We start from the raw sequence: 23,331 nt of genomic DNA, 5'->3' as shown, positions 1-23,331 counted from the left end.
GCGCCGCCAACGTTTACGGCACCGAAACTGTTTCCGCGCTCTTGTAACACAACAGAATCAGTTGTAGGTGCAGTATAACAAAGCATGGGAATCGTCAGAGCGGCGCTCGTCCAGACCACCTGGACCGGTGACAAAGAATCCATGATCAAAGCCCACGAAGACTACGCACGGGAGGCGGCGGCGCAGGGTGCGAAGGTGATCTGCTTCCAGGAACTGTTCTACGGCCCGTATTTCTGCCAGCTACAAGACGTGAAGTTCTACGAGTACGCCGAATCGGTCCCGGGTCCGACGACAGAGCGGTTCGCCGCTCTGGCCGCCGAACTGAACCTGGTGATGGTGTTGCCGGTGTACGAGCGTGAGATGGACGGCCTGCTCTACAACACGGCGGCGGTGATCGATGCGGACGGCTCCTACCTGGGAAAATACCGCAAACACCATATCCCGCAGGTCACCGGATTCTGGGAGAAATTCTACTTCCGACCGGGTAATCTCGGCTGGCCGGTATTCGATACCGCGGTCGGCAGAGTGGGCGTCTATATCTGCTACGACCGCCATTTCCCCGAGGGCTGGCGGGCACTCGGGCTCGCGGGCGCGGAAATCGTCTTCAATCCGTCCGCGACGTCGAGGGGGCTTTCCAGCTATTTGTGGAAACTCGAACAGCCGGCCTCGGCGGTGGCCAACGAGTATTACATCGGTGCGATCAACCGGGTCGGTATCGAGAGCGAATACGGCGACGACGACTTCTACGGTACGAGCTATTTCGTCGACCCCGAGGGCAAGTTCGTCGGCGAGGTCGCTTCCGATACCGCACCGGAATTGGTAGTTCGCGATCTCGACATGGATCTGATCAAAACTGTGCGCGAGCGATGGGCTTTCTATCGCGACCGCCGCCCGGAGGCCTACGGACCGTTGGTGACCCCCTGATGCGCACCTTCATCCACGGCGGGACGGTCGTGAGCGCGACCGGGTCCCAGCTGCTCGACGTGCTGATCGAGGACGAGACGATTGTCGCTGTCCTGCAACCGGGTTCGACCGCGCTCGGCGCCGACCTCGCCGCCGCCGCCGACACGGTGATCGACGCGACCGCCAAGTACGTGATCCCCGGCGGCGTCGACGGACACACGCACATGCAGCTGCCCTTCGGTGGCACGGAGGCCAGCGACACCTTCGAAACCGGGACGAGGGCCGCGGCCTGGGGCGGCACCACCACCATCGTCGACTTCGCCGTGCAGAAACCGGGCCAGCGGGTGCAGGACACCCTCGCGCAATGGCACGACAAGGCCACCGGGCAGTGCGCGATCGACTACGGATTCCACCAGATCATCGGCGATGTCAACGACGAATCCCTGAAGGGGATGAGCGAACTCGTCGGCGAAGGCGTCACCAGTTTCAAGCTGTTCATGGCTTACCCGGGCGTCTTCTACTCCGACGACGGCCAGATCCTGCGCGCCATGCAGTCCGCAGGCGAGCTGGGCGCGCTGATGATGATGCACGCGGAGAACGGCATCGCCATCGACGTCCTCGTCGAACAGGCACTGGCGCGCGGGGACACCTCGCCCTACTTCCACGGCACCAGCCGTCCGTGGCAGATGGAAGAGGAGGCCACCCATCGCGCGATCATGCTGGCGCAGTTGACCGGTGCCCCGCTGTACGTGGTGCACGTCTCGGCGAAACAGGCCATGCAGCAGATCGTGACCGCGCGCGACAACGGGCAGAACGTGTTCGCCGAGACCTGTCCGCAGTACCTGTACCTCTCGCTCGAGGAGCAGTTGGGCGCACCGGGTTTCGAGGGTGCCAAATGGGTCTGCTCGACGCCGCTGCGTTCGCGTGCGGAGGGCCATCAGGACGAGCTGTGGCGCTTCATCCGCACCGGTGACGTCACCGCGGTGAGCACCGACCACTGCCCGTTCTGCATGAAGGATCAGAAAGAGCTCGGCGTAGGCGATTTCAGCAAGATCCCGAACGGGATCGGCGGGGTCGAGCACCGGATGGATCTGCTGTTCCAGGGCGTCAAGGACGGGCGGATCTCGCTGGAACGGTGGGTGGAGGTGTGCTGCACCACCCCGGCCCGGATGTTCGGCATGTACCCGCGCAAGGGCGTGATCAGCCCGGGCGCCGACGCCGACGTGGTGATCTACGACCCCAACGGGCACACCAGCATCGGGCTCGGCAAGACCCACCACATGAACATGGATCACTCCGCGTGGGAGGGCTTCGAGATCGACGGGCATGTCGACACGGTGCTGTCGCGCGGCCGGGTGATCGTCGACGACGGCGCCTACCACGGTCGGGCCGGGCACGGCCGGTTCATCCGGCGCGGCCTGTCACAGAACCTCGTGTAGAACCTATTCCGAAAGGGAGAGCGCCCATGGACATCGGCGTGGTCCTGCAGTGCACCCCACCCGCGTCGCGGGTGATCGAACTGGCCAGAGTGGCGGAGACGCACGGGTTCTCGCACGTGTGGACCTTCGACTCGCACCTGCTGTGGCAGGAGCCCTACGTGATCTACAGCCAGATCTTGGCGGCTACCCGGAAGGTGACCGTGGGCCCCATGGTCACCAATCCGGCGACCAGGGACCAGACGGTGACGGCGTCCACCTTCGCCACGCTCAACGAGATGTTCGGCAACCGCACGATCTGCGGCATCGGGCGTGGTGACTCGGCGGTCCGCACCCTCGGCGAGAAGCCGACGACGCTGGCCACCCTGCGCGAATCGGTGGAGGTGATCAGGGAACTCGGCAACGGCCGCAGCGCCCGCGTGGGTGAGGTCGAGGTGCGCTTCCCGTGGGCCGCCGAGTCGCGGCTCGAGGTGTGGGTGGCCGGGTACGGGCCCAAGGCCCTCGAACTCACCGGGCAGGTCGCCGACGGGTTCATCCTGCAACTGGCCGACCCCGACATCACCGCGTGGACCATCGGCAAGGTGCGCGCCGCGGCGGCAGCGGCAGGCCGAGATCCGCTGTCGGTACAGATCTGCGTCGCCGCGCCCGCCTATGTCACCGATGGCTCGCGGGCCGGACTGGAACACGCCCGTGACCAATGTCGCTGGTTCGGCGGCATGGTCGGCAACCACGTGGCCGACATCGTCGCGAAATACGGTACGGGCGGCGATGTTCCGGCCGCGCTCACCGACTACATCGCGGGCAGGCAGGGCTACGACTACAACCAGCACGGGCGCGCGGGCAATACCCATGCCGCGTTCGTACCCGACGAGATCGTGGACCGGTTCTGCCTGATCGGGACCCCCGATGAGCAGCTCGACCGGTTGTGGGAGCTGGAGAAGCTCGGTGTCGGCCAATTCGCGGTGTATTTGCAGCACGATGCCAAGACGGCCACGCTCGAGGCCTACGGTGAGCAGGTTCTGCCGCGGTTGAACCAGCAGGTCACCGCGATACAAGCGGCCGGTCTGACATGATCGCCGGTCGTACCCCGGGATGGTCGTCGAACACCGGTGGCGCGGTGACGCTCGTCGGGCACGGCCGGGCGGGAGTGGGTCGGTGACCACCGCGACCATCGATCCGGCGACAGCTGTTGTCCCGCCGAAGATCCGGGCCGCCACCCCCGGCCGAACCCGATTGCTGCGCGCGGTCTACGCGGTGAGCGCGTTCGCCCTCGTGGCGGTGGTCTGGGAGCTGGTGAAGGTTCTGGTGCCCGCCGACGGCGTGCGCATCGCGGGCACCCGAGTGCTTCCGCGCACCAGCGACGGTGCGCTCCCGCACGTCTGGGCGGTGTTCACCGTGCTCGGCGAGCCGGACGGCAACGGCACCGTCGGCGAAACACTGGTGCGCACAGCGATGTTCACGTTGGGGCTGTCGGTGCTCGCGTTGTCGCTCGGCGCGGTGGTCGGCGTGGCGCTGGCGGTCGCGATGCAGCGGTTCGGCTGGCTGGAGCGCGCGCTGCTGCCCTATGTGGTGCTCTCGCAAACGGTTCCGCTGATCGCGCTCGCGCCGCTGGTCGCCGCGTGGGGCGGCAAACTGGCCATCGGTGGTGAGCCGTGGCGGCCGTGGATGAGCATCGTGGTGATCGCGGCCTATCTCGCCTTCTTCCCGATCGCCATCGGGATGCTGCGCGGCCTACAGGCGCCGTCGGCGGCTTCGGTCGAATTGCTGCGCAGCTGCTCGGCCGGGTGGTGGGCAACGTTGCGGCGCTTGCGATTTCCCGCCGCGGTCCCGTCGTTGATTCCGGCGCTGCGACTGGCCGCAGCGGCTGCGGTGGTCGGCGCGGTCGTCGCCGAGATCTCGACCGGCACCGCCGGTGGGATCGGACGCCAGATCATCGTGTTCTCCCAGCAGGCCACCGGTGATTCGGCTCGGCTCTACGCCGCTGTCCTGACCGCGGCGCTGCTCGGCGTCGTCCTCACCGCGCTGGTCGGACTGGTGGAACTGGCGCTGCGTCGCTACAGCCATCCGCCCAGCACCGGCCCAACGGTAGAACGCTGATGACCATCTCCACCACGATGTTTCAGGAAGAAGCAGCCATGACCCCCTCGGTCGCCGATCCGGGCGCGCCGGTCGCTGCCGCGGTCGAGCTGAGCGCACTCGGCAAGACCTTCGCCGCGGGTGCGGTGACAGCGCTGTCCGATGTCTCACTCACTGTCGCGGCGGGCGAATTCGTCTCGCTCATCGGGCCTTCGGGCTGTGGCAAGTCCACGCTGATGCGGATCATCGCCGACCTGGAGACGCCGAGTAGCGGCACTGTCACCGTGCACGGCAAGTCCGCGCGTCAGGCCCGGATCGACCAGGACTACGGCATCGCGTTCCAACAGGCCGGTCTGCTCGAATGGCGCACTGTCGCAGCCAATGTCGAACTACCTCTGGAACTGCACCGGGTACCCAAGGCGCAGCGCCGGGCACGCAGTGCCGAGCTGCTCGCCATGGCCGGGCTCAGTGAATTCGCCGACCGGTACCCGGCCGAACTGTCCGGCGGCATGCAGCAGCGCGTCGCGATCGCCCGGGCGCTGGCCCGCGAACCGTCGCTGCTGCTGATGGACGAACCGTTCGGTGCGCTCGACGAGATGACCAGGGAACGCATGCAGGGGGAGTTGCTGCGCATCGCGGGGGAGACCGGCGCCGCCGTCGTGTTCGTCACGCACTCGATTCCCGAGGCGGTGTACCTGTCGGACCGGGTGGTGGTGCTGTCCGCGCGACCCGGCCGAATCCGTGACATCGTGGCCACCGGTGGCTGGGATCGGCAGGCGGACAGCGATGTTCGCTCCTCCGGTGAGTTCTTCGCCGCCGTCGCCGCGGTGCGCGCGGCACTGCGCGGCGAGCACGACCACACGGTCGCGGGCGAACAGGGTCCGCGATGAGGATCTGGTTGCCACCGCTGGTGGTCGGTGTCGTCATCCTCGCGCTGTGGCAGATACTCACCGTGGTCGCGGGCGTGCCGTCGTTCCTGCTGCCCGCGCCCAGCGCGATCGCCGCGCAGTTCACCGAGAACGCCGGTCGCATCCTGGACGCTGCCCTGGTCACCGGTGCGAACGCGCTGGTCGGGTTCGTCGCGGGCACGATCCTCGGCCTGGCCGCCGCTGTGCTCGCGGTGCGGTTCCGGCTGATCGACGGGCTGCTCACCCCGGTGGCCGCGGCGGCCGCCGCGGTGCCGATCGTGGCGCTGGCGCCGTTGCTGAACTCGATGTACTCCACGACCACCGAGACCCCGCGACGGCTCGTCGTCACCATCGTCGTGTTCTTCCCGGTCTTCGTGAGCACCGCGCGCGGGCTGCGGCAGGTGCCGAAGGTGCAGGCCGACCTGATGAGCTCGTACGCCGCGTCGGGCTGGCAGATCACCCGGGTGGTGCGCCTGCCCGCGGCGCTGCCGCACCTGTTCACGGGACTGCGGATCGCCGCGCCCGGCGCGGTCATCGCGGCCGTCATCGCCGAGTATTTCGGCGGCCTGCAGAACGGACTCGGCAGCCGGATCACCTCCGCCGCGGCCAACACTGCCTATCCGCGGGCCTGGGCCTACGTCGTCGGTGCGATGGGCGTGGGCCTGGTGTTTTTGGCCGCGGTGCTGCTGCTCGAATATCTCACCCGCCGCCCCCGAACCCCACTGCTGTCCACGATCCGATGAGGGAGATCCGTCCATGACCGAGACCACATTCCGGTGGCGTACCGCGCTGGCGCTGGCCGCGTTGGCCGCCGCCACGCTGACCGGCTGTAGTACCACCGACAGTGGCTCCGAGACCACCGCCGACGGCCTCACCAAGGTGACCTTGCAGCTGCAATGGTTCAAGCAGGGACAGTTCGCGGGCTACCTGGCCGCGGTGGACCAGGGGTTCTACAAGGAGCAGGGCCTGTCGGTGCAGATCCTCGACGGCGGTACCGACATCGTGCCGCAGACGGTGCTCGCCCAGGGGCAGGCCGACTACGCGGTCGCCTGGGTGCCCAAGGCCCTCGCGTCGCGGGAGGCGGGCGCCGGGATCACCGAGATCGCCCAGATATTCCAGAGATCCGGTACCAAGCAGGTGTCGTTCAAGGCCGACAACATCGCCGGGCCCGCCGCGCTGCGCGGCAAGACCGTCGGAAACTGGGGCTACGGCAATGAATTCGAACTCTTCGCCGGGATGACCAAGGCGGGCATCGATCCGGCGAAGGACGTGAAGCTGGTCCAGCAGCAGTTCGATATGAACGCCTTCCTCGCCAAGGACATCGCTGCCGCGCAGGCCATGTCCTACAACGAGTACGCCCAGCTGCTCGAGACGAAGAACCCGGCCACCGGAAAGCTCTACACCGCAGACGATTTCACCACCATCGACTGGAACGACGAAGGTGTGGCCATGCTGCAGGACGCCCTGTGGGCCAACACCGAGAAGCTGAAGGACAGCAAGTACCAGGATCAGACGGTGAAGTTTTTGACCGCCTCGCTGAAGGGCTGGGCCTTCTGCCGCGACAACCTCGACACCTGCCGCGACATCACCGTCGCGGCGGGCGCCACGCTCGGCGCCGGGCACCAGCAGTGGCAGATCAACGAGGTGAACAAACTGATCTGGCCCTCACCCACGGGCATCGGCACCATCGACAAGACCGCGTGGGATCGGACGGTGTCGATCGCGAAGAACACCAAGAACGCCGAGGGCGCGACGGTTCTCACCGAGAACCCGGACGCCGAGGCCTACACCACCGAATACGTCACCAAGGCCCTCGACCAATTGAAGGCCGCGGGCGTTGACGTGACGGGCGCGAACTACCAGCCCACCCAGGTCACTCCGACCGAGGGCGGCAAGTAGTCACCCACGCGCGACGGTCCACCGGGACGAGGCGATGGACCGTCGGCGGGTGTCAGCGCGGGGTGAGCCCGATGACCACACCGCCCTGCTGCCACGTCTGGTAGATGTCGGCCTTGGACGGTTCGCCGTCGGGGAGGTAGCCGATGCCGTTGAACTTCGCGTTCTGTTTGTTGTCGCGCGCGATCACCGCGTACAGCTCGAGGACCTGCTGCTCGTCGGTGTACACGGTGGCGGTGAAGGTTTCGGGTGCGCCGCCCCGCGACAGGCGCACCTGCGCGCCGCCCTGGAGATTCTTCACCCACGGGCGCAGCGCCGTGCCGATCAGCAGGTCGCCGCCGTGCGTGGTGTAGGCGACCGGGATGTCGTAGACGGCGCCGGATTTGCGGCCGACGACGTGCAGGGTGGCCAGCCGTTTGCCGACGATGCCGGACAGGATCGGCACCTTCAGCAGGCCGCGGACGACGGTATTGAGTGTGGATTGAAAGGAGCGGATCGGCTCGGGGCCGGTGGTCGTCGGTGTGCCGTAAGGGTTTTCGGGAGACACGGAATCGCTCATGGCCCCCAGTATCGCCACGCGCGGGCGTCCTTGCAGCGCAGGTGACCTACGCTGCGGAGATGACATCTGGGCAGACCGAGATATGGCACAACCCGCGCTGCACGAAGAGCCGCAACGCCACCGCCCACCTCGACGCGGCCGGCGTGGAATACACCGTGCGGCGCTACCTCGACGACCCGCCGACGGTCGAGGAACTGCGCGCGGTGCTCGCGCGACTCGATGCGCAGCCGTGGGACATCACCCGCACCGGCGAGCAGATCGCCAAGGATCTCGGTATGGCGGAATGGGGGCGCACCGAGGCGGATCGGGACCGGTGGCTGACCGCGTTGGCACAGCATCCGAAGCTGATCCAGCGGCCCATCGTGCTCACCGCCGACGGCGGCGCGGTGCTGGCGCGCGATGAGGAATCGCTGCGCTCGCTCGACTGATCGCGGGTCTCACCGACGCGCGCCGTCGTCTCCGGTGAGCAGGCCGTCCACGATCGCCCGCGTGTCGGGAACGAACGGCCACGCCGGATCACGCAGGTGCGCACGCAGTTCGGCATCGGTCCACCACCAGCCGTCCGCGATCTCGGACGGCTGGTGCGCGATCGGCCCGTCGTGGCGGTACTCGTAGCCAAACAGGTGGCAACGCAGCGCGCGGCCCGCCCAGACGCCGTCCCAGGACACGGTGGCGCGCACGGGCAGAACCGTGCCGACGGGGACGACGATGCCCAACTCCTCGCGCAGTTCGCGGATCGCGGTGTCGGCCGGGTCTTCGCCCGCGTCGACCACCCCGCCCGCGAGACAGTCGTGCATGCCGGCGAAGACGAGTTTGCTGTCGGTGCGCTGGTGCACGTACACGCGGGTTCCGTCGGCCGAGCGCACCAGGACCCCCGCGCTCGCATGCCACAGGCCCTCGCGGTAGACGGTGCCCCGATCGGCCTCGCCGATCACCAGCCCCTGGGCATCGTAGACGGCGAGCAGTTCGTCCTCCGGATTCGCTGACACCGCCCGAGGGTAGCCGCCGCGAGCGCTGACCGGCGCGCGTCGACCAGGCGCGCGGCTCAGCGCCCGGCTCGCGATTCATCGTTTCCGGCGTTGCGGCTTCACCCCCGGTCGCGGAGCAGCTGCGCGGGCCACTGTGGCGATCACGGCCTGCTTCGCCGATTCCTCGGCGGCGAGGGTGCGCCGGATCAGATACTGCTGGCCGCAGGTCCACAGGGCGTTGGTGGCGAAATAGGTGAGCACCACGACAGGCAGGACGGCGCCGCCGATGAGCGCACCCGCCGGGAACACCCACAGCGACAATGTGCGCATGATCGCGGCCGTGCCGTTGTCCTCGACTGCCGGGGTGAGCCGAGCGGTGAAGTGCGTGGCGAGGGCGGCGATCAACACCAGCGGGACGGCGAGCACGGCGACCGCGACGACAACCTCACCCGCGCCGGACAGGGTCGCCGACAGCGGTGCGCCGAACAACCTGGCCGCGAGGAACGCGCGGACCTCGGGTGCGCCGAACAGGTAGTTGGCGGTGGCGTTGTTGACCTCGACCGACAGTGGGGTGTCCGTGGCGGTGAACGGGCCGACCGCGTAGGCGCCGGTGCGGTCGAACGAGCGCAACACATGGAACAGACCGAGGAAGACCAGTCCCTGCGCGATCAAGGGGACGAACCCGGCGAACATGCTCACGCCGTGCTCGCGGTGGAGCAGCCGGACCTTCTCGGCCTGGGCGCGCGGGTCATCGTGGTGGGTGCGGCGAATGGCGTCCACCCGGGGTTGCAGTGACCGCAGAATTCGCTGGGAGCGGGCTTGTCGGAACGCGGTGCGCACGAGCAGCGCGCGGACGGTGACGACCAGCGCGACGACGGCGAGAAGCCAGGCGAGACCACTGGCCGCGCCGAGGGGGATCGCGAAGAGTCGGTGCCAGCACCACAGGAGCGCGGACACGGGGAAATAGACGACATCGAGCATGACGGGACGACCTGTCCGTGCGGCGTGCGCGAAGGCACGAAAGGGGGAGTGGGATCACGAGATCCGACAGGCGGCGCCGACGGCGCGGCACCTGTCAGCGGTGATCGATCCCCGGCGCTCGTGGACGTGGACGACCGGCGGCATCCGGATTGCTCTGTCGCAGAAAGCAACCGCGCAATCGGCGCTGTGCCGAACGCGGCGGACCCACGCTCGCGACCCGGACAGGTAGGTGGCCGCGGCCGGTGACCGCGACCAGCGCGCACACCAGTGCGGCGGCGACAGCACCGAACGCGAGCATGCGCGTGGTCTCGCCGCCCGGTGCGGAGAGGAGCACGAAGGCGGGCAGTACACACGCGAGAACCGCGTACGCCATCACCATCGCCCGTGCCTGCACGCCACCGAGCATACCGGCGGTCGACAGTGGTGTTGCCGGCGTTCGCATTAGATGTTATGGAAGGTAACACTAAAATTAGTGGAACTTGGTGTCACGGTCAATATCGGCACGGGTATCGTGAGCACTGTGACTGCACCATCCGCGCACGCCGATCAGACCGCCGCCGACGGTCGCGCCACCCGCTGGCACGGGCACAAAGAGCGTCGTCGCGCGGAGATGATCGACGCCGCGATCGAGGTGATCGAGGAGCACGGTCTCGAGATCTCGGTGCAGTTGATCGCCGAGCATCTGGCACTGCCGCGACCGGTGGTCTACCGCCATGTCGGTGGGCGCGCCGAACTCGACGCGCTGGCACGCCAGCGCATCCTCGAGCTACTGCTCGCGGAACTGATGCCCGCGCTGCAGTCCGACGGCACCCTCAAAGAGGCCGTGCGCGGCGCCGTCGGTACCTATCTCGGCTGGATCGAGCGTCACCCGAACCTGCACCGCTTCCTCGGCGACGCGGCGCCGCAGGGCGCACCGAGCCTCAGTGGCGCGGGTCGCGCGGTGGGTGGACAGCTCGCCGACATCTTCGCGGCGACGCTGGCTCGCTTCGGTATCGATCCGGCGCGCGGCCGGCCGATGGCCTTCGGCATGGTCGGTCTCGTCGACGGTGTCGTGGCGAGTTGGCGCGCGGATCCGGAACCGGTGCTCACCCTCGAACAGGTGCAGGGCATTCTGACCGAGTCGGTGCTGTCGCTGTTCGAGGGCAATGCCCGCAGTCTCGGTGTTCCGCTGCAACGGGATTCGCTCATCGCCGACCTGCTCATCGCGCCGGACGCGGCCCCGCCGCCCGATCAGCGGCTGCGCTGACTCAGCCGGCCAGCGCGCGATAGGTCCGATTCCACAGCCACTCCACCGGTCCGCGCTCGAAACGGCGCAGCCACAGGTGCGCGAAGGTGATGATCGCGGCGGCGACGAGCAGGTAGATCGCCACGGTGAACGGCACCCGCGCCGAATCCGAGACCCGCGCCGCCAATCCGAAACCCCATCCGTAGCAGAGGATTCCAGCGAGCAGGTTCTGCAGGATGTAGCAGCTGAGCGCGGTGCGGCCGACCTCGCTCAGTCGGGTGCCCGCGACACCGAAATGTGGCTTGCGCAAGGCGAACTCGGCGATCGCGGCCACAATACCGAGGGCGACGAACGGCGCGGTCCCGTAGCGCGTGACGAAGATGATGTCGCCGCCGCCGGCGATGCCGAGCGTGAGATCGAGCGGGGCGGCGACGGCGAACCCGATCACCATGAGCCGCCGTCGAAGACACGCGCCCTCGGGACCGAACACGCCCGCCCGGAACAGTCGCGCGCCCACCAGGAACAGGGCCACCGACATCGGGAACACGAAGATCGTCTCGAGCCGGAAGATCAGCGCGTTGTCGAGGCGGAACAGCACCAGATCCCAGAAGGAGCCGACCGCGTAGGGATTCGGATCCAGCGGTGTCGAGTCGGCGCTGTTCCGGTGTGACGCGAAGGCCGACGCGGCGGCGATCGAGGTCAACATCGTCACGTGGACCGAGGCGGCGACGATCAGCCAACGCCGCTGTGCGCGTTCGGTGGTCGCGAGGATATAGGCGACGACCAGGCCGGTCATCGCGTAACCCATCAGGACATCGAACTCCGCGACGAGCGCGAAGTTCAGCACACCGTCGAGCAGCAGCAGCCCCGCACGGTACGGGTAGGTGCCGGGCCACGAAAGGCCCGCCCGCCGCGCCGAACCCTGCTGGATGGCGAGGCCGATCCCGAACAGCACCGTCAGCAGGCCGAGGAACTTGCCCTGCGCGAGCTGTTGGAGCACCCGCTCAAACCACATCCCGGCGTTGTCGGGGGTCGCGGCGAGCTCGTCGAGGTAGCCGACCATGCCCGACGCGTGGGTGAAGATCCAGATATTGGTACCGAGGGTGCCCAGGATCGCGATGCCGCGCAGCACATCCAGTGCGACCAGGCGAGTCGGCCCCGGTTCGACGCGGGTTGCGGTGCTGGGTACGGCGGCCTCGGTCATGTACCGAGTATCGGCGCGTGAGCGGCCCGGCGGATCGCTCGTGAGGGCGATTCCGGGGTCCCCCTCTCGGGGGATGCCGCCGACCTCACACGGCCCCGCTGGGCCGAGATGCGGGTGCGGGTACAGCGCGTCGCCTAGTCTCGACTGTATGCAGCGCATCATCGGAATCGAGGTCGAATACGGCATCTCGACCCCCACGGAGCCGACGGCCAACCCGATCCTCACCTCCACGCAGGCCGTTCTCGCCTATGCCGCCGCGGCGGGGGTGCCGCGAGCCAAGCGCACCCGCTGGGACTACGAGGTGGAATCCCCGCTGCGTGACGCGCGTGGTTTCGACCTCAGCCGGATGAGCGGGCCCGCCCCGGTGATCGACGCCGACGAGGTCGGCGCGGCCAACATGATCCTCACCAACGGCGCCCGGCTCTACGTCGACCACGCCCACCCGGAGTACTCCGCGCCCGAGGTCGTCGACCCGCTCGACGCGGTGATCTGGGACAAAGCGGGCGAGCGGGTGATGGAGGCGGCCGCCCGGCACGCGTCGAGTGTGCCGGGAGCGCCCCGGCTGCAGCTGTACAAGAACAATGTCGACGGCAAGGGCGCCTCCTACGGCACTCACGAGAACTACCTGATGAGCCGCGACACCCCGTTCAGCCACATCATCGCGGGACTGACCCCGTTCTTCGTCTCCCGCCAGGTGATCTGCGGCGCGGGCCGGGTCGGCATCGGCCAATCGGGTGACCACGCCGGTTTCCAGTTGTCCCAGCGGGCCGACTACATCGAGGTCGAGGTCGGTCTGGAGACCACCCTCAAGCGCGGCATCATCAACACCCGCGACGAGCCGCACGCCGATGCCGACAAGTACCGGCGGCTGCACGTGATCATCGGTGACGCCAACCTCGCCGAGATGTCGACCTATCTCAAGGTCGGCTCCACCGCGCTGGTGCTCGACCTGATCGAGGCGGGCGAGGACCTCTCGGAGTTTCAGTTGGCCCGCCCGGTCACCGCGGTGCACCAGATCAGCCATGACCCGACGCTGCGCGCCACCGTGGCGCTGGCCGACGGGCGCGAGCTGACCGGCCTTGCGCTGCAACGGCTCTACCACGAGCGCGTCGCCAAGTTCGTCCAGCGCGAAGGCAACGAGGATCCGCGCGTGCTCGACATCATCGACAAGTGGGCGATGGTCCTCGACCTGCTCGAGCGCGATCCGATGGAGGCCGCGCACCTGCTCGACTGGCCCGCCAAACTACGGCTGCTCGAGGGCATGCGCAGCCGGGAGGGCCTGGGCTGGGCCGCACCCAAACTGCACCTGATGGACCTGCAGTACTCCGATGTTCGCCTGGACAAGGGGCTCTACAACCGCCTGGTCGCTCGTGGGTCGATGGAGCGGCTCGTCAGTGAACAGCAGGTGCTCGACGCGATGACCAACGCGCCCACCGACACCCGCGCCTACTTCCGTGGTGAGTGCCTGCGTCGTTTCGGCGCCGATATCGCCGCCGCCAGTTGGGATTCGGTGATCTTCGATCTCGGTGGCGATTCACTGGTCCGGATTCCGACGCTGGAACCGCGCCGGGGCACGAAAGCGCACGTCGGCAGGCTGCTCGATGGCTCGCGCACGGCGGCGGAACTGGTCGAACAGCTCACCCATTGAGCGAGTCGAGGGGTCGACTGCGCGACAATCCGATCGCTATCGACCACCTTGTCGGATCTGCTCGGTAGGGTTGTAGGACACACACGATCATCGTGATGAGGAAGAGGAGGTCGGCTGCCATGGCACAAGAGCAGACCAAGCGCGCCGGGGGTGGCGACGAGGACGAGGGCCCCGAGGGCGTAGACGCGGCAGGGCAGGAACGCCGTGAGAAGCTCGCGGAGGAAACCGACGACTTGCTCGATGAAATCGATGACGTGCTCGAGGAGAACGCTGAGGACTTCGTGCGGGCATATGTGCAGAAGGGCGGCCAGTGACCCCAGGTGACCCCTTGCGCCTCCACGCGGGGCGGGCTCTCTCCTCGTTCACCGAACATCTCCGCATGCACGCGCCGGACCTGTTGCCCGCCAACAGGTTTCCGGTCTCGGATCTGACCGCGACGAAGGATCTGGCGCCACACGGCACCACCATCGTCGCGATCACCTACCGGGGCGGCGTGCTGATCGCGGGCGACCGCAGGGCCACCATGGGCAACCTGCTGGCCAGCCGCGACACCGAGAAGGTGTACATCACCGACACCCTCTCGGCCGCGGGCATCGCGGGTACCGCCGGTATCGCGATCGAGATGGTGCGGTTGTTCGCCGTCGAGCTGGAGTACTACGAGAAGATCGAAGGCGTGCCGCTCACCTTCGACGGTAAAGCCAACAAGCTGTCGAAGATGGTTCGCGACAACCTGCCTGCCGCCATGCAGGGCCTGGCCGCGATCCCGCTGCTGGTCGGTTTCGACGACCAGATCCTCGACCCCGACCGATCCGGCCGCATCGTGTCCTACGACGTGGTCGGCGGGCGGAGCGAGGAGCGGTACGGCTACACCGCCGTCGGCTCCGGTTCGACGTTCGCGAAGTCGTCGCTGAAGAAGCTCTACCAGCGCGGCATCGACCAGGACCGGGCCTTGCGGATCGCGGTGGAGTCGCTGTTCGACGCCGCCGACGACGACACCGCCACCGGCGGTCCCGACCTGCTGCGCGGGATCTACCCGACAGCGGTGGTGATCGACGCCGATGGGGCCGACGAGGTCGGTGAGGATCGTCTCGCCGAGATCGCCCGCGGTGTGATCGCCGACCGGGAAGCCGCGGAAGAAGGGGGCGCGCTCCGATGACGCTGCCGTATTACGCCTCGGCCGAGCAGATCATGCGCGACAAGACCGAGCTCGCCCGCAAGGGCATCGGTCGTGGTCGCAGCGTGGTGGTGCTGGTCTACGCCGACGGTGTGCTGTTCGTCGCCGAGAACCCCTCGGCGACGTTGCACAAGGTCAGCGAACTCTACGACCGGGTCGGGTTCGCCGCGGTCGGTAAATACAACGAGTTCGAGGCCCTGCGCCGCGGCGGCATCCTGCAGGCCGACCTCAAGGGATACCAGTACGACCGGCGCGATGTCACCGGTCGCGGGCTGGCCAACCTGTACGCGCAGAGCCTCGGCTCGATCTTCACCGATCAGCTCAAGCCCTACGAGGTGGAGCTGTGCGTCGCCGAAGTGGGTTATCCGGAACAGGCGCCGACCTCGGTGCTGTACCGGATCACCTTCGACGGGTCCATCGTCGACGAACGTGAGTACGTCGTCATGGGCGGCACCACCGAGCCGATCCTGACCCAGCTCAAGGCCGCCTACAAGCCGGGTCTGTCCCTGGACGACGCGTTGAAGGTGGCGATCGGCGCGCTGCTGGCCGGTCAGCCGGAGGCCGACAAGGACAAGCGGTCGCTCGGCGAGGCCTCCCTCGAGGTGGCCACGCTCGAGCAGCAGCGGCCGCGCCGGGCGTTCCGCAGGCTGCAGGGCCCCGCCCTGGAGTCGGCGCTCGCCGCGTCGAAGCCGAAGCCGGTAAAAGAGGCGAAGCTGCCCGAACCCGACGACGACGCGGGGAAATAGCCGCCGTCACGATCATGATCGGGCCTGCGAATCACACCGGTTCGCAGGCCCGATCTCGTCGTGTGCGCGCAGGTCGTTCGCTGTCCGAATCGTTGTGAACACGTATGCGAATGGGATGTCAGGAGCGCCGCGCGGGCACTGGTCATGGCTGTACTGTCGATAGTGTGCAGCGACGAATCATGGGGATCGAGACCGAGTTCGGTGTGACATGCACCTTCCACGGTCACCGTCGGCTGTCCCCCGACGAGGTAGCCCGGTACTTGTTCCGCCGGGTGGTGTCCTGGGGCCGTAGCTCCAATGTCTTCCTTCGCAACGGTGCCAGGTTGTACCTCGACGTCGGATCACATCCCGAGTACGCCACCGCCGAATGCGACAGCCTGGTGCAGTTGGTCACGCACGACCGCGCCGGCGAGCGGGTGCTGGAGGACCTGCTCATAGACGCCGAACAGCGCCTCGCCGAAGAAGGCATCGGCGGCGACATCTACCTGTTCAAGAACAACACCGACTCCGCGGGCAACTCCTACGGCTGCCACGAGAACTTCCTCGTGGTCCGCGCCGGTGAGTTCTCCCGGATCTCCGACGTGCTGCTCCCGTTCCTGGTCACCCGTCAGCTCATCTGTGGCGCGGGCAAGGTGCTGCAGACGCCGAAGGCGGCCACGTTCTGCCTGTCGCAGCGGGCCGAGCACATCTGGGAGGGCGTCTCCTCGGCGACCACCCGCTCGCGCCCGATCATCAACACCCGCGACGAGCCCCACGCTGACGCCGAGAAGTACCGGCGCCTGCACGTGATCGTCGGCGACTCCAATATGGCCGAACCGACCACCATGCTCAAGGTCGGTACCGCGTCGCTGGTGCTGGAGATGATCGAGGCGGGGGTGTCGTTCCGCGATTTCGCGCTCGACAACCCGATACGGGCCATTCGCGAGGTGAGCCACGATCTCACCGGTCGCCGTCCCGTCCGCCTGGCCGGCGGTCGCCAGGCCAGCGCCCTGGAGATCCAGCGCGAGTACTACGCCCGTGCCGTCGAGCACCTGCGCAACCGCGATCGCGATCCGCAGGTCGACGCGGTGGTGGACCTGTGGGGTCGCACTCTCGACGCGGTCGAGGCGCAGGACTTCGCCAAGGTCGACACCGAGATCGACTGGGTGATCAAGCGCAAGCTGTTCCAGCGCTACCAGGACCGCTACAGCATGGAGATGTCGGATCCCAAGATCGCCCAGCTGGATCTGGCCTATCACGACATCAAGCGCGGGCGCGGTGTCTTCGACCTGCTCCAGCGCAAGGGTCTGGCCAAGCGGATCACCGAGGACGACGCCGTCGACGCCGCGGTGGACACCCCGCCGCAGACCACGCGGGCCAAGCTGCGCGGCGACTTCATCACCGCCGCACAGGAGGCGGGCCGCGATTTCACCGTCGACTGGGTGCATCTCAAGCTGAACGATCAGGCCCAGCGCACGGTGCTGTGCAAGGATCCGTTCCGATCGGTCGACGAACGCGTCGACAGGCTGATCGCCTCGATGTAGGCGAACCCCTCAGACGGGGGGACCGACAACAGAACCGGTGGCGCATGGGAGCGATCGCGTAGGCGCCACCGGTTTTGTTGTGTCCGGGCGCGCTCAGTTCGTGGTGACGACCGCGGTGTAGGTGGCGGTGAGGCCCGCGATGAACGCGGTGAGGGCCAATTCGAAACTGTCGTCATCGATTTCGTCGGCGATCGCGCGCAGCAGGTGTGCCTGATTCAGGTGCGGGTAGCGGTCGCGGTAGACCTGCACGTCGTCGGCGAAGCCGCCCGCGAACGAGCCCACTGTCGAACCCATCACCAGGTAGCGGGTGGCGGCGCCGATCATGGTGGCGTATCGCGGTGGCCAGCCCGCACCGACCAGGCCGCCGTGCACGGCGTCGGCCGCGCGCAGGTTCTCGGCTCTGCGGCCCGGACCGGTGGCCAGGTACGGCACGAAGTTCGGGTGGGTGGCCAGTGCGCTGCGATAGCTGCGCGCCCAGTCCGCGAGCGCTCGATCCCAGCTCACGGTGTCGAAGGTGGAGGTGTCGACGAGGCTCATGATGCCGGTGGCGATGTCGTCGAACAGGTCGTCCTTGTTCGGGTAGTGGCCGTAGAGCGAGGCGGCCTGTACGCCGAGTTCGGCGCCCAATTTGCGCATCGAGACCTCGGCGAGCCCGTCGCGGTCGATCAGGACCAGCGCGGCGTCGCGAATTCGCTCGCGGCTCAACAGCGGTACGCGCGGCCTCGCCATGCGGTACTCCCTCCCTCGTCGGACCCGAACGGTATCACCGATGCCGAAATCGACTCTTGATTAACCGAACAGCGTTAGGATACGGTGCCCGAGTAAAACTAACGCCGTTTGGTTAAGGAGTGGCTCCGTGGATTTCCAGCTCACCCCAGCACAGTCCGACCTGCGCGAACTCGCCCGGACGTGGGTGGACAAGGAAGTCGTGCCCTACGCGGCGCAGTGGGATCGTGAGGAATCGGTGGACCCGGCGATCGTCGGGAAACTCGGCGCGCTCGGCTTCCTCGGCATCGGGATCGCCGAAGAATACGGCGGCTCGGGCGGCGACATGTTCGACTACTGCCTGCTGCTCGAGGAACTCGGACGCGGTGACAGCGCGGTCCGCGGCATCGTGTCGGTCTCGCTCGGACTGTTCGGCAAGTCGATCGCCGCGTACGGCACCGAGGAGCAGAAGCAGCGACTCCTGCCGGGGATCTGCGCGGGCGAGCGGCTCGGGTGTTTCGCGTTGACCGAACCCGGCACCGGCTCCGACGCGGCGAATCTGGACACCCGTGCCCGCCGCGACGGCTCGGACTGGGTGCTCTCGGGCACCAAGATCTTCATCACCAACGGGACCTGGGCCGCCCACGCGCTGGTGTTCGCGCGGACCGGCGGACCGGGTCCGAAAGGTGTCACGGCGTTCGTGGTGCCGACGGACGCGCCGGGCTTCGGGCGCACCGAGGTCAAGGGCAAGCTCGGGTTGCGCGGTCAGGCCACCGCCGAACTCGTCCTCGACGAGGTCCGGGTGCCCGACTCGGCCCGCCTCGGCGCCGAAGGGCAGGGGTTCGCGATCGCGATGTCCGCACTGGACAAGGGCCGGATCGGCGTCGCGGCCGGGTGCGTCGGCCTCGCCCGCGCCTGCCTCGAGGCGGCGGTGCGCTATGCCGGTGAACGCGAACAGTTCGGCAAACCGATCGCCGGCTACCAGCTGGTCCAGGAACTGCTGTCCGATATCGCCGTCGAGACCGAGGCCGCCCGCCTGCTCGCGTGGCGCGCGGCCGATCTCGCCGACCGCGGGCAATCCTTCGGCACCGCCGCGTCGATGGCGAAGCTGTTCGCCTCCGAGGCCGCCGTCTCGGCCGCCAACAACGCGATCCAGGTGTTCGGCGGCTACGGCTACATCGACGAGTACCCCGTCGCCAAATACCTGCGCGACGCCCGCGTGCTGACCCTCTACGAGGGCACCACCCAGATCCAGAAACTGCTCATCGGGCGCGCCCTCACCGGCGTGAACGCCATTGTCTGACACAGGAGTACGACCCATGACCCACAGAACCGCCCTCGTCACCGGGGCGGCCCGCGGCATCGGCGCCGCGACCGCCGCCCGCCTGGCCGACGACGGATGCGTCGTGGCCGTCGTCGATCTCGACGCCGATGCCGCGGTGCTGGCCGCCGGGAAGATCAACGCGGCGGGTGGCACCGCCATCGGCCTGGGCTGCGATGTCGCCGACGAGGCGCAGGTGGCCGACGCCGTCGCGCGCACCGTGTCCGCGTTCGGCTCACTCGACGTGCTCGTGAACAACGCGGGCGTACTGCGCGACAACCTGCTGTTCAAGATGTCAGTGCAGGACTGGGACACCGTCATGGCGGTGCACCTGCGCGGAGCGTTCCTGTGTAGCAAGGCCGCGCAGAAGCACATGGTGGACAACGGCGGCGGCGCCATAGTCAACACCTCGAGCGTGTCGGCACTCGGCAACCGCGGTCAGGCCAACTACGCGGCGGCCAAAGCGGGCATCCAGGGTCTGACCCGCACCCTCGCCATGGAACTCGGACCGTTCGGGATCCGTGTCAACGCCGTCGCCCCGGGCTTCATCGCCACCGAGATGACCGCGGCCACCGCGGCGCGGATGGGGGTGAGCGCCGAGGACCTGCAGGCGAAGACCGCCGCGATCACCCCGCTGCGACGGGTCGGCGTGCCCGCCGATATCGCGAATGTGGTGGCGTTCCTGGCCTCCGACAATGCCGGATTCGTCACCGGACAAACCGTGTACGTCGACGGCGGACGCCGTCTCTAGAGTGCGGACAGACATCATGCAGAGAACAGTTTTCAACGACGAGCACGAAGCATTCCGCAAGACCGCGCGGGCGTTCATCGAATCGCGGGTCGCGCCGGTCTACGACCAGTGGTACGAGGCGGGCATCGTGCCGCGCGAGTTCTACACCGAGCTGGCCGACCTCGGTGTGTTCGGGATCGAGGTACCCGAGCAATACGGTGGCGCCGGCATCGAATCGTTCAAGTTCCAGGCGATCCTGGTGGAGGAAACCACCCGCGCCGGTGTGTCTTTCGGTGGTTCCGGCGTGCACGTCGGCCTGTGTCTGCCGTATCTGAAGAACCTCGCGACCGACGAGCAGAAGCAGCGCTGGCTGCCGGGGTTCATCTCGGGCGAGATCATGTTCGCGATCGCGATGACCGAGCCGGGCACCGGCTCCGATCTCGCCGGAATGCGCACCACCGCACAGCTGTCCGAGGACGGCACCCACTATGTGCTCAACGGTGCCAAGACCTTCATCACCGGCGGCGTGCACGCCGACCGTGTGATCGTGTGCGCGCGGACCGCCCCGCCGTCGGATACCGATCGCCGCCACGGGATCTCGCTGCTCGTCGTCGATACGACCTCGCCGGGGTACGCGGTGGGACGCAAGCTGGACAAACTGGGACTGAAGGTCTCCGACACCGCCGAGCTGTCCTTCACCGACGTGCGGGTTCCGGTATCGGACCTGTTGGGGGAGGCGGACAAGGGTTTTCGCTACCTGGGCCAGAATCTGCCCCAGGAACGGCTGTCGATCGCGCTCGGCGCCTATGCCCAGGCCAAGGCCGCGATCCGCTTCACCCTCGAATACACCAGGGGCCGTAGCGTTTTCGGCCAGCCCGTCGCGCAGTTCCAGAACACCAAATTCGAGCTGGCCGCCTGTCAGGCCGAGGTCGACGCCGCCGAGGCGGTCGTCGACCGGGCGCTGGAGGCACTCGATCGCGACGAGCTCACCGCGGCCGACGCGGCCTCGGCCAAACTGTTCTGCTCCGAGGTGGCCTCGCGGGTGATCGACCGCTGCCTGCAATTGCACGGCGGCTACGGCTACATCAACGAGTACCCGGTGGCCCGCCTCTACGCCGACAACCGGGTCAACCGGATCTACGGCGGCACCAGCGAGGTGATGAAGATGATCATCGCCAAGGAGATGGGCTTGTGAACGCCACTCTTTCCCTGGCGAGCATTCTCGCCGAACCCGCCCGGCGCCGACCGCATCACCTCGCGCTGATCGAGGGTGCGCACCGCATCACCTTCGCCGAGCTGTGGCGCGAAGCCCGCGAACAGGCGGGTGCGCTGATCGCGCGCGGTGTGCGACCCGGCGACCGGGTAGCGCTGTTGTGCCCCAACACCGCCGACTTCCCGCGCGCCTACTTCGCCATCCTGGCCGCGGGCGCGACGGTGGTGCCGGTCCATCTGCTGCTCACCGCGCCGGAGATGGAGTACGTGCTGCGCGACAGCGGCGCCTCGATGCTGATCTGCCATCCAATGGTCGCGGCGGCCGGGACCGCGGCGGCGAACGGCGCGGGTGTCGATGTCGTGGCGCCCGAAGAGCTTGTCGGCGTGGCGATCTCGAACTTCGTTTCGCGTAGCCCCCTCGACACGGCGGTCGTCTTCTACACCAGCGGCACCACCGGCACACCCAAGGGCGCCGAGCTCAGCCACCTCAATATGGTGATGTGCGCGACGGTGAACACCTTCGACGCCAACGAGATCCACCGCGACGACATCGCCCTCGGCGCGCTGCCGCTGTTTCACGTGTTCGGGCAGACGGTGTCGATGAATTCGCAGTGGCGAATCGGCGCTACCCTGGTGCTGATGCCGAGATTCGATGCCGCCGAAGCGATTTCGCTGATGGCGGCCGAGCGGATCGATCTGTTCCACGGCGTGCCGACGATGTATCTGTCGTTGATCGAGGCGGCCGGTTCGGCGCCGGTGCTGCCGACACTGAAACTGTGTATCAGCGGTGGCGCCGCGCTGCCCGTCGCCGTGCTCGAGGACTTCGAGCGGATCTTCCACGCGCCCGTGCTCGAGGGGTACGGCCTGTCGGAGACCTCGCCGACCGCGGCGGTGAACCAGCCGTGCTTCGGCACCGAGGCGGGCACCGTCGGACATGCGGTGTGGGGCGTCGACGTGGATATCGCCGATCCCGCGATCACCGACCGCATCGAACTGGTGCCCGTCGGTGACGTCGGCGAGGTGGTGGTGCGCGGCCACAACGTGTTCAGCGGCTACACCGGCAGGCCGGAGGCGACCGCCGCGGCGGTGGTGGACGGGTGGTTCCGGACCGGCGACCTCGGTACCAGGGATGAGACCGGTCGGGTGCGCATCGTCGACCGGATCAAAGAGATGATCCTGCGCGGCGGGTTCAACGTGTATCCGACCGAGGTCGAAGCGGCGCTGATGCGCCACCCGCGGATCGCTCAGGTGGCGGTGATCGGCGTGCCCGACCCGCACTACGGTGAGGAGATCGTGGCGGTCGTCGTGCCGGAGGGTGCGGTGACCGAGCGGGAAGTGATCGACTTCGCCAAGCAGCAGGTCGCGAAATACAAGTACCCGCGCCGCGTCGAATTCGTCACCGAGCTACCGCTCGGCCCGACCCATAAAGTTCTCAAACGCGCACTGCGCCAACGTTTCGGAGGAATGGCATGACCACGGATTTCGCTGATTTCGATGCCCTGCGGGCAGCGGTCGGCACCGAACTCGACCCCAGCGACTGGATCACCATCGACCAGCGGCGCATCGACCTGTTCGCCGAGGCCACCGGCGACCACCAGTGGATCCACGTCGACGCCGAACGCGCCGCCGCGGGCCCCTACGGCACCACCATCGCCCACGGCTTTCTCACCCTGTCGCTGATCGTGCCGATGACCCAGCAGATCATGAGCGTCAGCGCGGCCAAGGCGGGCATCAACTACGGACTCGACCGTGTCCGCTTCCTCACTCCCGTCCCGGTCGACAGCCGCATCCGCGCCCACCTCACCCTCACCGAGGTCACCGAGGTCACCGGCGGCGTCCAAGTGCACCGCCACGTGACCGTCGAACTGGAGAACGCCGACCGCCCGGCGTGTGTGGCCGATTCCATCGCCCGCTGCCTGCTGTGAGATCCGCCGTGGCGAGCCATCCTGACTCGCCACGGCAGGTTCGGCGACCTGGCTCTGTTCTGCGGCGCTGAGCGGAATGCCGCGCGCAGGGCCGCGTCGTCGGCCGCTGCCATCGGTGCGGTAGCGCTCGACGGTTTCGACCGTGCCTTTCGGCGCGACGCCGATGATGATCTTGCGGTGGCGGTTCCCGT

At 67.7% G+C, this 23,331-nt stretch carries 25 protein-coding genes; 19 read left to right on the top strand and 6 right to left on the bottom strand.

Annotation, left to right across the window (positions count from 1 at the left end; translation table 11 throughout):
* The first annotated feature begins 84 nt into the window (after positions 1-84).
* From NA12_RS20835 to NA12_RS20805, 7 genes are all read left to right on the top strand, one after another.
* The gene (locus NA12_RS20835) at positions 85-924 is read left to right on the top strand and encodes a nitrilase-related carbon-nitrogen hydrolase (protein ID WP_067453663.1); all 840 of its coding nucleotides are present in this window, start codon (positions 85-87) and stop codon (positions 922-924) included.
* Positions 924-2,342, top strand: coding sequence for a dihydropyrimidinase (gene hydA / locus NA12_RS20830; RefSeq protein ID WP_067453660.1), 1,419 nt, complete (start codon positions 924-926; stop codon positions 2,340-2,342). Before NA12_RS20835 ends, hydA begins: the two co-directional genes overlap by 1 nt.
* A 26-nt stretch (positions 2,343-2,368) precedes the next feature.
* A complete protein-coding gene (locus NA12_RS20825; RefSeq protein WP_067453657.1) occupies positions 2,369-3,412 on the top strand; it encodes a TIGR03842 family LLM class F420-dependent oxidoreductase in 1,044 nt (347 codons plus the stop codon).
* Positions 3,413-3,494: 82 nt separating this feature from the next.
* On the top strand, positions 3,495-4,436 hold the full coding sequence (locus tag NA12_RS20820; RefSeq protein WP_243654994.1) for an ABC transporter permease: 942 nt from the start codon (positions 3,495-3,497) through the stop codon (positions 4,434-4,436).
* Positions 4,436-5,305, top strand: coding sequence for an ABC transporter ATP-binding protein (locus tag NA12_RS20815; protein ID WP_243654995.1), 870 nt, complete (start codon positions 4,436-4,438; stop codon positions 5,303-5,305). Before NA12_RS20820 ends, NA12_RS20815 begins: the two co-directional genes overlap by 1 nt.
* Positions 5,302-6,066 (top strand): ABC transporter permease, encoded by a 765-nt coding sequence (locus NA12_RS20810; RefSeq protein ID WP_067453654.1) that lies wholly within the window; start codon positions 5,302-5,304, stop codon positions 6,064-6,066. The genes NA12_RS20815 and NA12_RS20810 overlap by 4 nt, the downstream gene beginning before the upstream one ends.
* Positions 6,067-6,079: 13 nt before the next feature.
* Positions 6,080-7,222, top strand: a complete 1,143-nt coding sequence (locus tag NA12_RS20805; protein ID WP_067453651.1) for an ABC transporter substrate-binding protein — start codon at positions 6,080-6,082, stop codon at positions 7,220-7,222.
* Between the two features lie 52 nt (positions 7,223-7,274).
* Here NA12_RS20805 and NA12_RS20800 read toward each other — a convergent pair whose 3' ends face one another.
* Positions 7,275-7,778, bottom strand: a complete 504-nt coding sequence (locus NA12_RS20800) for a nitroreductase/quinone reductase family protein (RefSeq protein WP_084472952.1) — start codon at positions 7,776-7,778, stop codon at positions 7,275-7,277.
* 59 nt (positions 7,779-7,837) lie between these two features.
* Here NA12_RS20800 and NA12_RS20795 point away from each other — a divergent pair, with 59 nt between their 5' ends.
* On the top strand, positions 7,838-8,206 hold the full coding sequence (locus NA12_RS20795) for an arsenate reductase family protein (protein WP_067453900.1): 369 nt from the start codon (positions 7,838-7,840) through the stop codon (positions 8,204-8,206).
* A gap of 9 nt (positions 8,207-8,215) precedes the next feature.
* Here the strand turns inward: NA12_RS20795 and NA12_RS20790 are convergent, their stop codons facing one another.
* The 3 genes from NA12_RS20790 to NA12_RS20780 all read right to left on the bottom strand — a co-directional run bounded on the left by NA12_RS20790 (position 8,216) and on the right by NA12_RS20780 (position 10,121).
* On the bottom strand, positions 8,216-8,767 hold the full coding sequence (locus NA12_RS20790) for an NUDIX hydrolase (RefSeq protein ID WP_067453648.1): 552 nt from the start codon (positions 8,765-8,767) through the stop codon (positions 8,216-8,218).
* Between the two features lie 75 nt (positions 8,768-8,842).
* Entirely contained in the window at positions 8,843-9,727 is an 885-nt protein-coding gene (gene yidC, locus NA12_RS20785; RefSeq protein ID WP_067453645.1) for a membrane protein insertase YidC, read from the bottom strand.
* A 94-nt stretch (positions 9,728-9,821) separates the two neighbouring features.
* On the bottom strand, positions 9,822-10,121 hold the full coding sequence (locus NA12_RS20780) for a DUF6412 domain-containing protein (RefSeq protein WP_243654996.1): 300 nt from the start codon (positions 10,119-10,121) through the stop codon (positions 9,822-9,824).
* Between the two features lie 126 nt (positions 10,122-10,247).
* Here NA12_RS20780 and NA12_RS20775 point away from each other — a divergent pair, with 126 nt between their 5' ends.
* Entirely contained in the window at positions 10,248-10,973 is a 726-nt protein-coding gene (locus NA12_RS20775) for a TetR/AcrR family transcriptional regulator (protein WP_243654997.1), read from the top strand.
* 1 nt (position 10,974) lies between these two features.
* Here the strand turns inward: NA12_RS20775 and NA12_RS20770 are convergent, their stop codons facing one another.
* Positions 10,975-12,156, bottom strand: a complete 1,182-nt coding sequence (locus NA12_RS20770; protein WP_067453639.1) for a DUF418 domain-containing protein — start codon at positions 12,154-12,156, stop codon at positions 10,975-10,977.
* Between the two features lie 148 nt (positions 12,157-12,304).
* Here NA12_RS20770 and dop point away from each other — a divergent pair, with 148 nt between their 5' ends.
* The 5 genes from dop to pafA all read left to right on the top strand — a co-directional run bounded on the left by dop (position 12,305) and on the right by pafA (position 17,247).
* Complete coding sequence (gene dop, locus NA12_RS20765) at positions 12,305-13,804, top strand: depupylase/deamidase Dop (RefSeq protein ID WP_067453636.1); 1,500 nt, start codon at positions 12,305-12,307, stop codon at positions 13,802-13,804.
* 119 nt (positions 13,805-13,923) lie between these two features.
* On the top strand, positions 13,924-14,118 hold the full coding sequence (locus tag NA12_RS20760; RefSeq protein WP_019047503.1) for a ubiquitin-like protein Pup: 195 nt from the start codon (positions 13,924-13,926) through the stop codon (positions 14,116-14,118).
* The gene (prcB, locus tag NA12_RS20755) at positions 14,115-14,960 is read left to right on the top strand and encodes a proteasome subunit beta (protein WP_067453632.1); all 846 of its coding nucleotides are present in this window, start codon (positions 14,115-14,117) and stop codon (positions 14,958-14,960) included. The genes NA12_RS20760 and prcB overlap by 4 nt, the downstream gene beginning before the upstream one ends.
* Entirely contained in the window at positions 14,957-15,724 is a 768-nt protein-coding gene (gene prcA, locus NA12_RS20750) for a proteasome subunit alpha (protein ID WP_067453629.1), read from the top strand. Before prcB ends, prcA begins: the two co-directional genes overlap by 4 nt.
* Before the next feature lie 164 nt (positions 15,725-15,888).
* Positions 15,889-17,247: a Pup--protein ligase gene (gene pafA, locus NA12_RS20745; protein ID WP_194824832.1), complete on the top strand. Its 1,359-nt coding sequence runs from the start codon at positions 15,889-15,891 to the stop codon at positions 17,245-17,247.
* Positions 17,248-17,340: 93 nt separating this feature from the next.
* Here the strand turns inward: pafA and NA12_RS20740 are convergent, their stop codons facing one another.
* Positions 17,341-17,976, bottom strand: coding sequence for a TetR/AcrR family transcriptional regulator (locus tag NA12_RS20740; protein WP_067453626.1), 636 nt, complete (start codon positions 17,974-17,976; stop codon positions 17,341-17,343).
* 127 nt (positions 17,977-18,103) lie between these two features.
* Between NA12_RS20740 and NA12_RS20735 the strand changes: the two genes are divergently transcribed.
* Genes NA12_RS20735 through NA12_RS20715 form a run of 5 tightly spaced genes read left to right on the top strand, consistent with a single transcriptional unit; the run spans position 18,104 to position 23,140 of the window.
* Entirely contained in the window at positions 18,104-19,255 is a 1,152-nt protein-coding gene (locus NA12_RS20735; protein ID WP_067453623.1) for an acyl-CoA dehydrogenase family protein, read from the top strand.
* Between the two features lie 16 nt (positions 19,256-19,271).
* Positions 19,272-20,024 carry a glucose 1-dehydrogenase gene (locus NA12_RS20730; RefSeq protein ID WP_067453620.1) on the top strand — a complete coding sequence of 251 codons (753 nt, stop codon included), beginning with the start codon at positions 19,272-19,274 and terminating at the stop codon, positions 20,022-20,024.
* A gap of 16 nt (positions 20,025-20,040) precedes the next feature.
* Positions 20,041-21,198, top strand: a complete 1,158-nt coding sequence (locus tag NA12_RS20725; RefSeq protein ID WP_067453894.1) for an acyl-CoA dehydrogenase family protein — start codon at positions 20,041-20,043, stop codon at positions 21,196-21,198.
* On the top strand, positions 21,195-22,688 hold the full coding sequence (locus NA12_RS20720; protein WP_067453617.1) for a long-chain-fatty-acid--CoA ligase: 1,494 nt from the start codon (positions 21,195-21,197) through the stop codon (positions 22,686-22,688). Before NA12_RS20725 ends, NA12_RS20720 begins: the two co-directional genes overlap by 4 nt.
* Positions 22,685-23,140: a MaoC family dehydratase gene (locus NA12_RS20715; protein ID WP_067453613.1), complete on the top strand. Its 456-nt coding sequence runs from the start codon at positions 22,685-22,687 to the stop codon at positions 23,138-23,140. The genes NA12_RS20720 and NA12_RS20715 overlap by 4 nt, the downstream gene beginning before the upstream one ends.
* Positions 23,141-23,331: the final 191 nt, after the last annotated feature.

The sequence above is a fragment of the Nocardia alba NBRC 108234 genome (assembly GCF_001612665.1).
Taxonomy (GTDB): Bacteria; Actinomycetota; Actinomycetes; order Mycobacteriales; family Mycobacteriaceae; genus Nocardia; species Nocardia alba.
The sequence above is the reverse complement of the archived record's forward strand: the minus strand, read 5'-3'. Positions and strand labels throughout refer to the sequence as shown.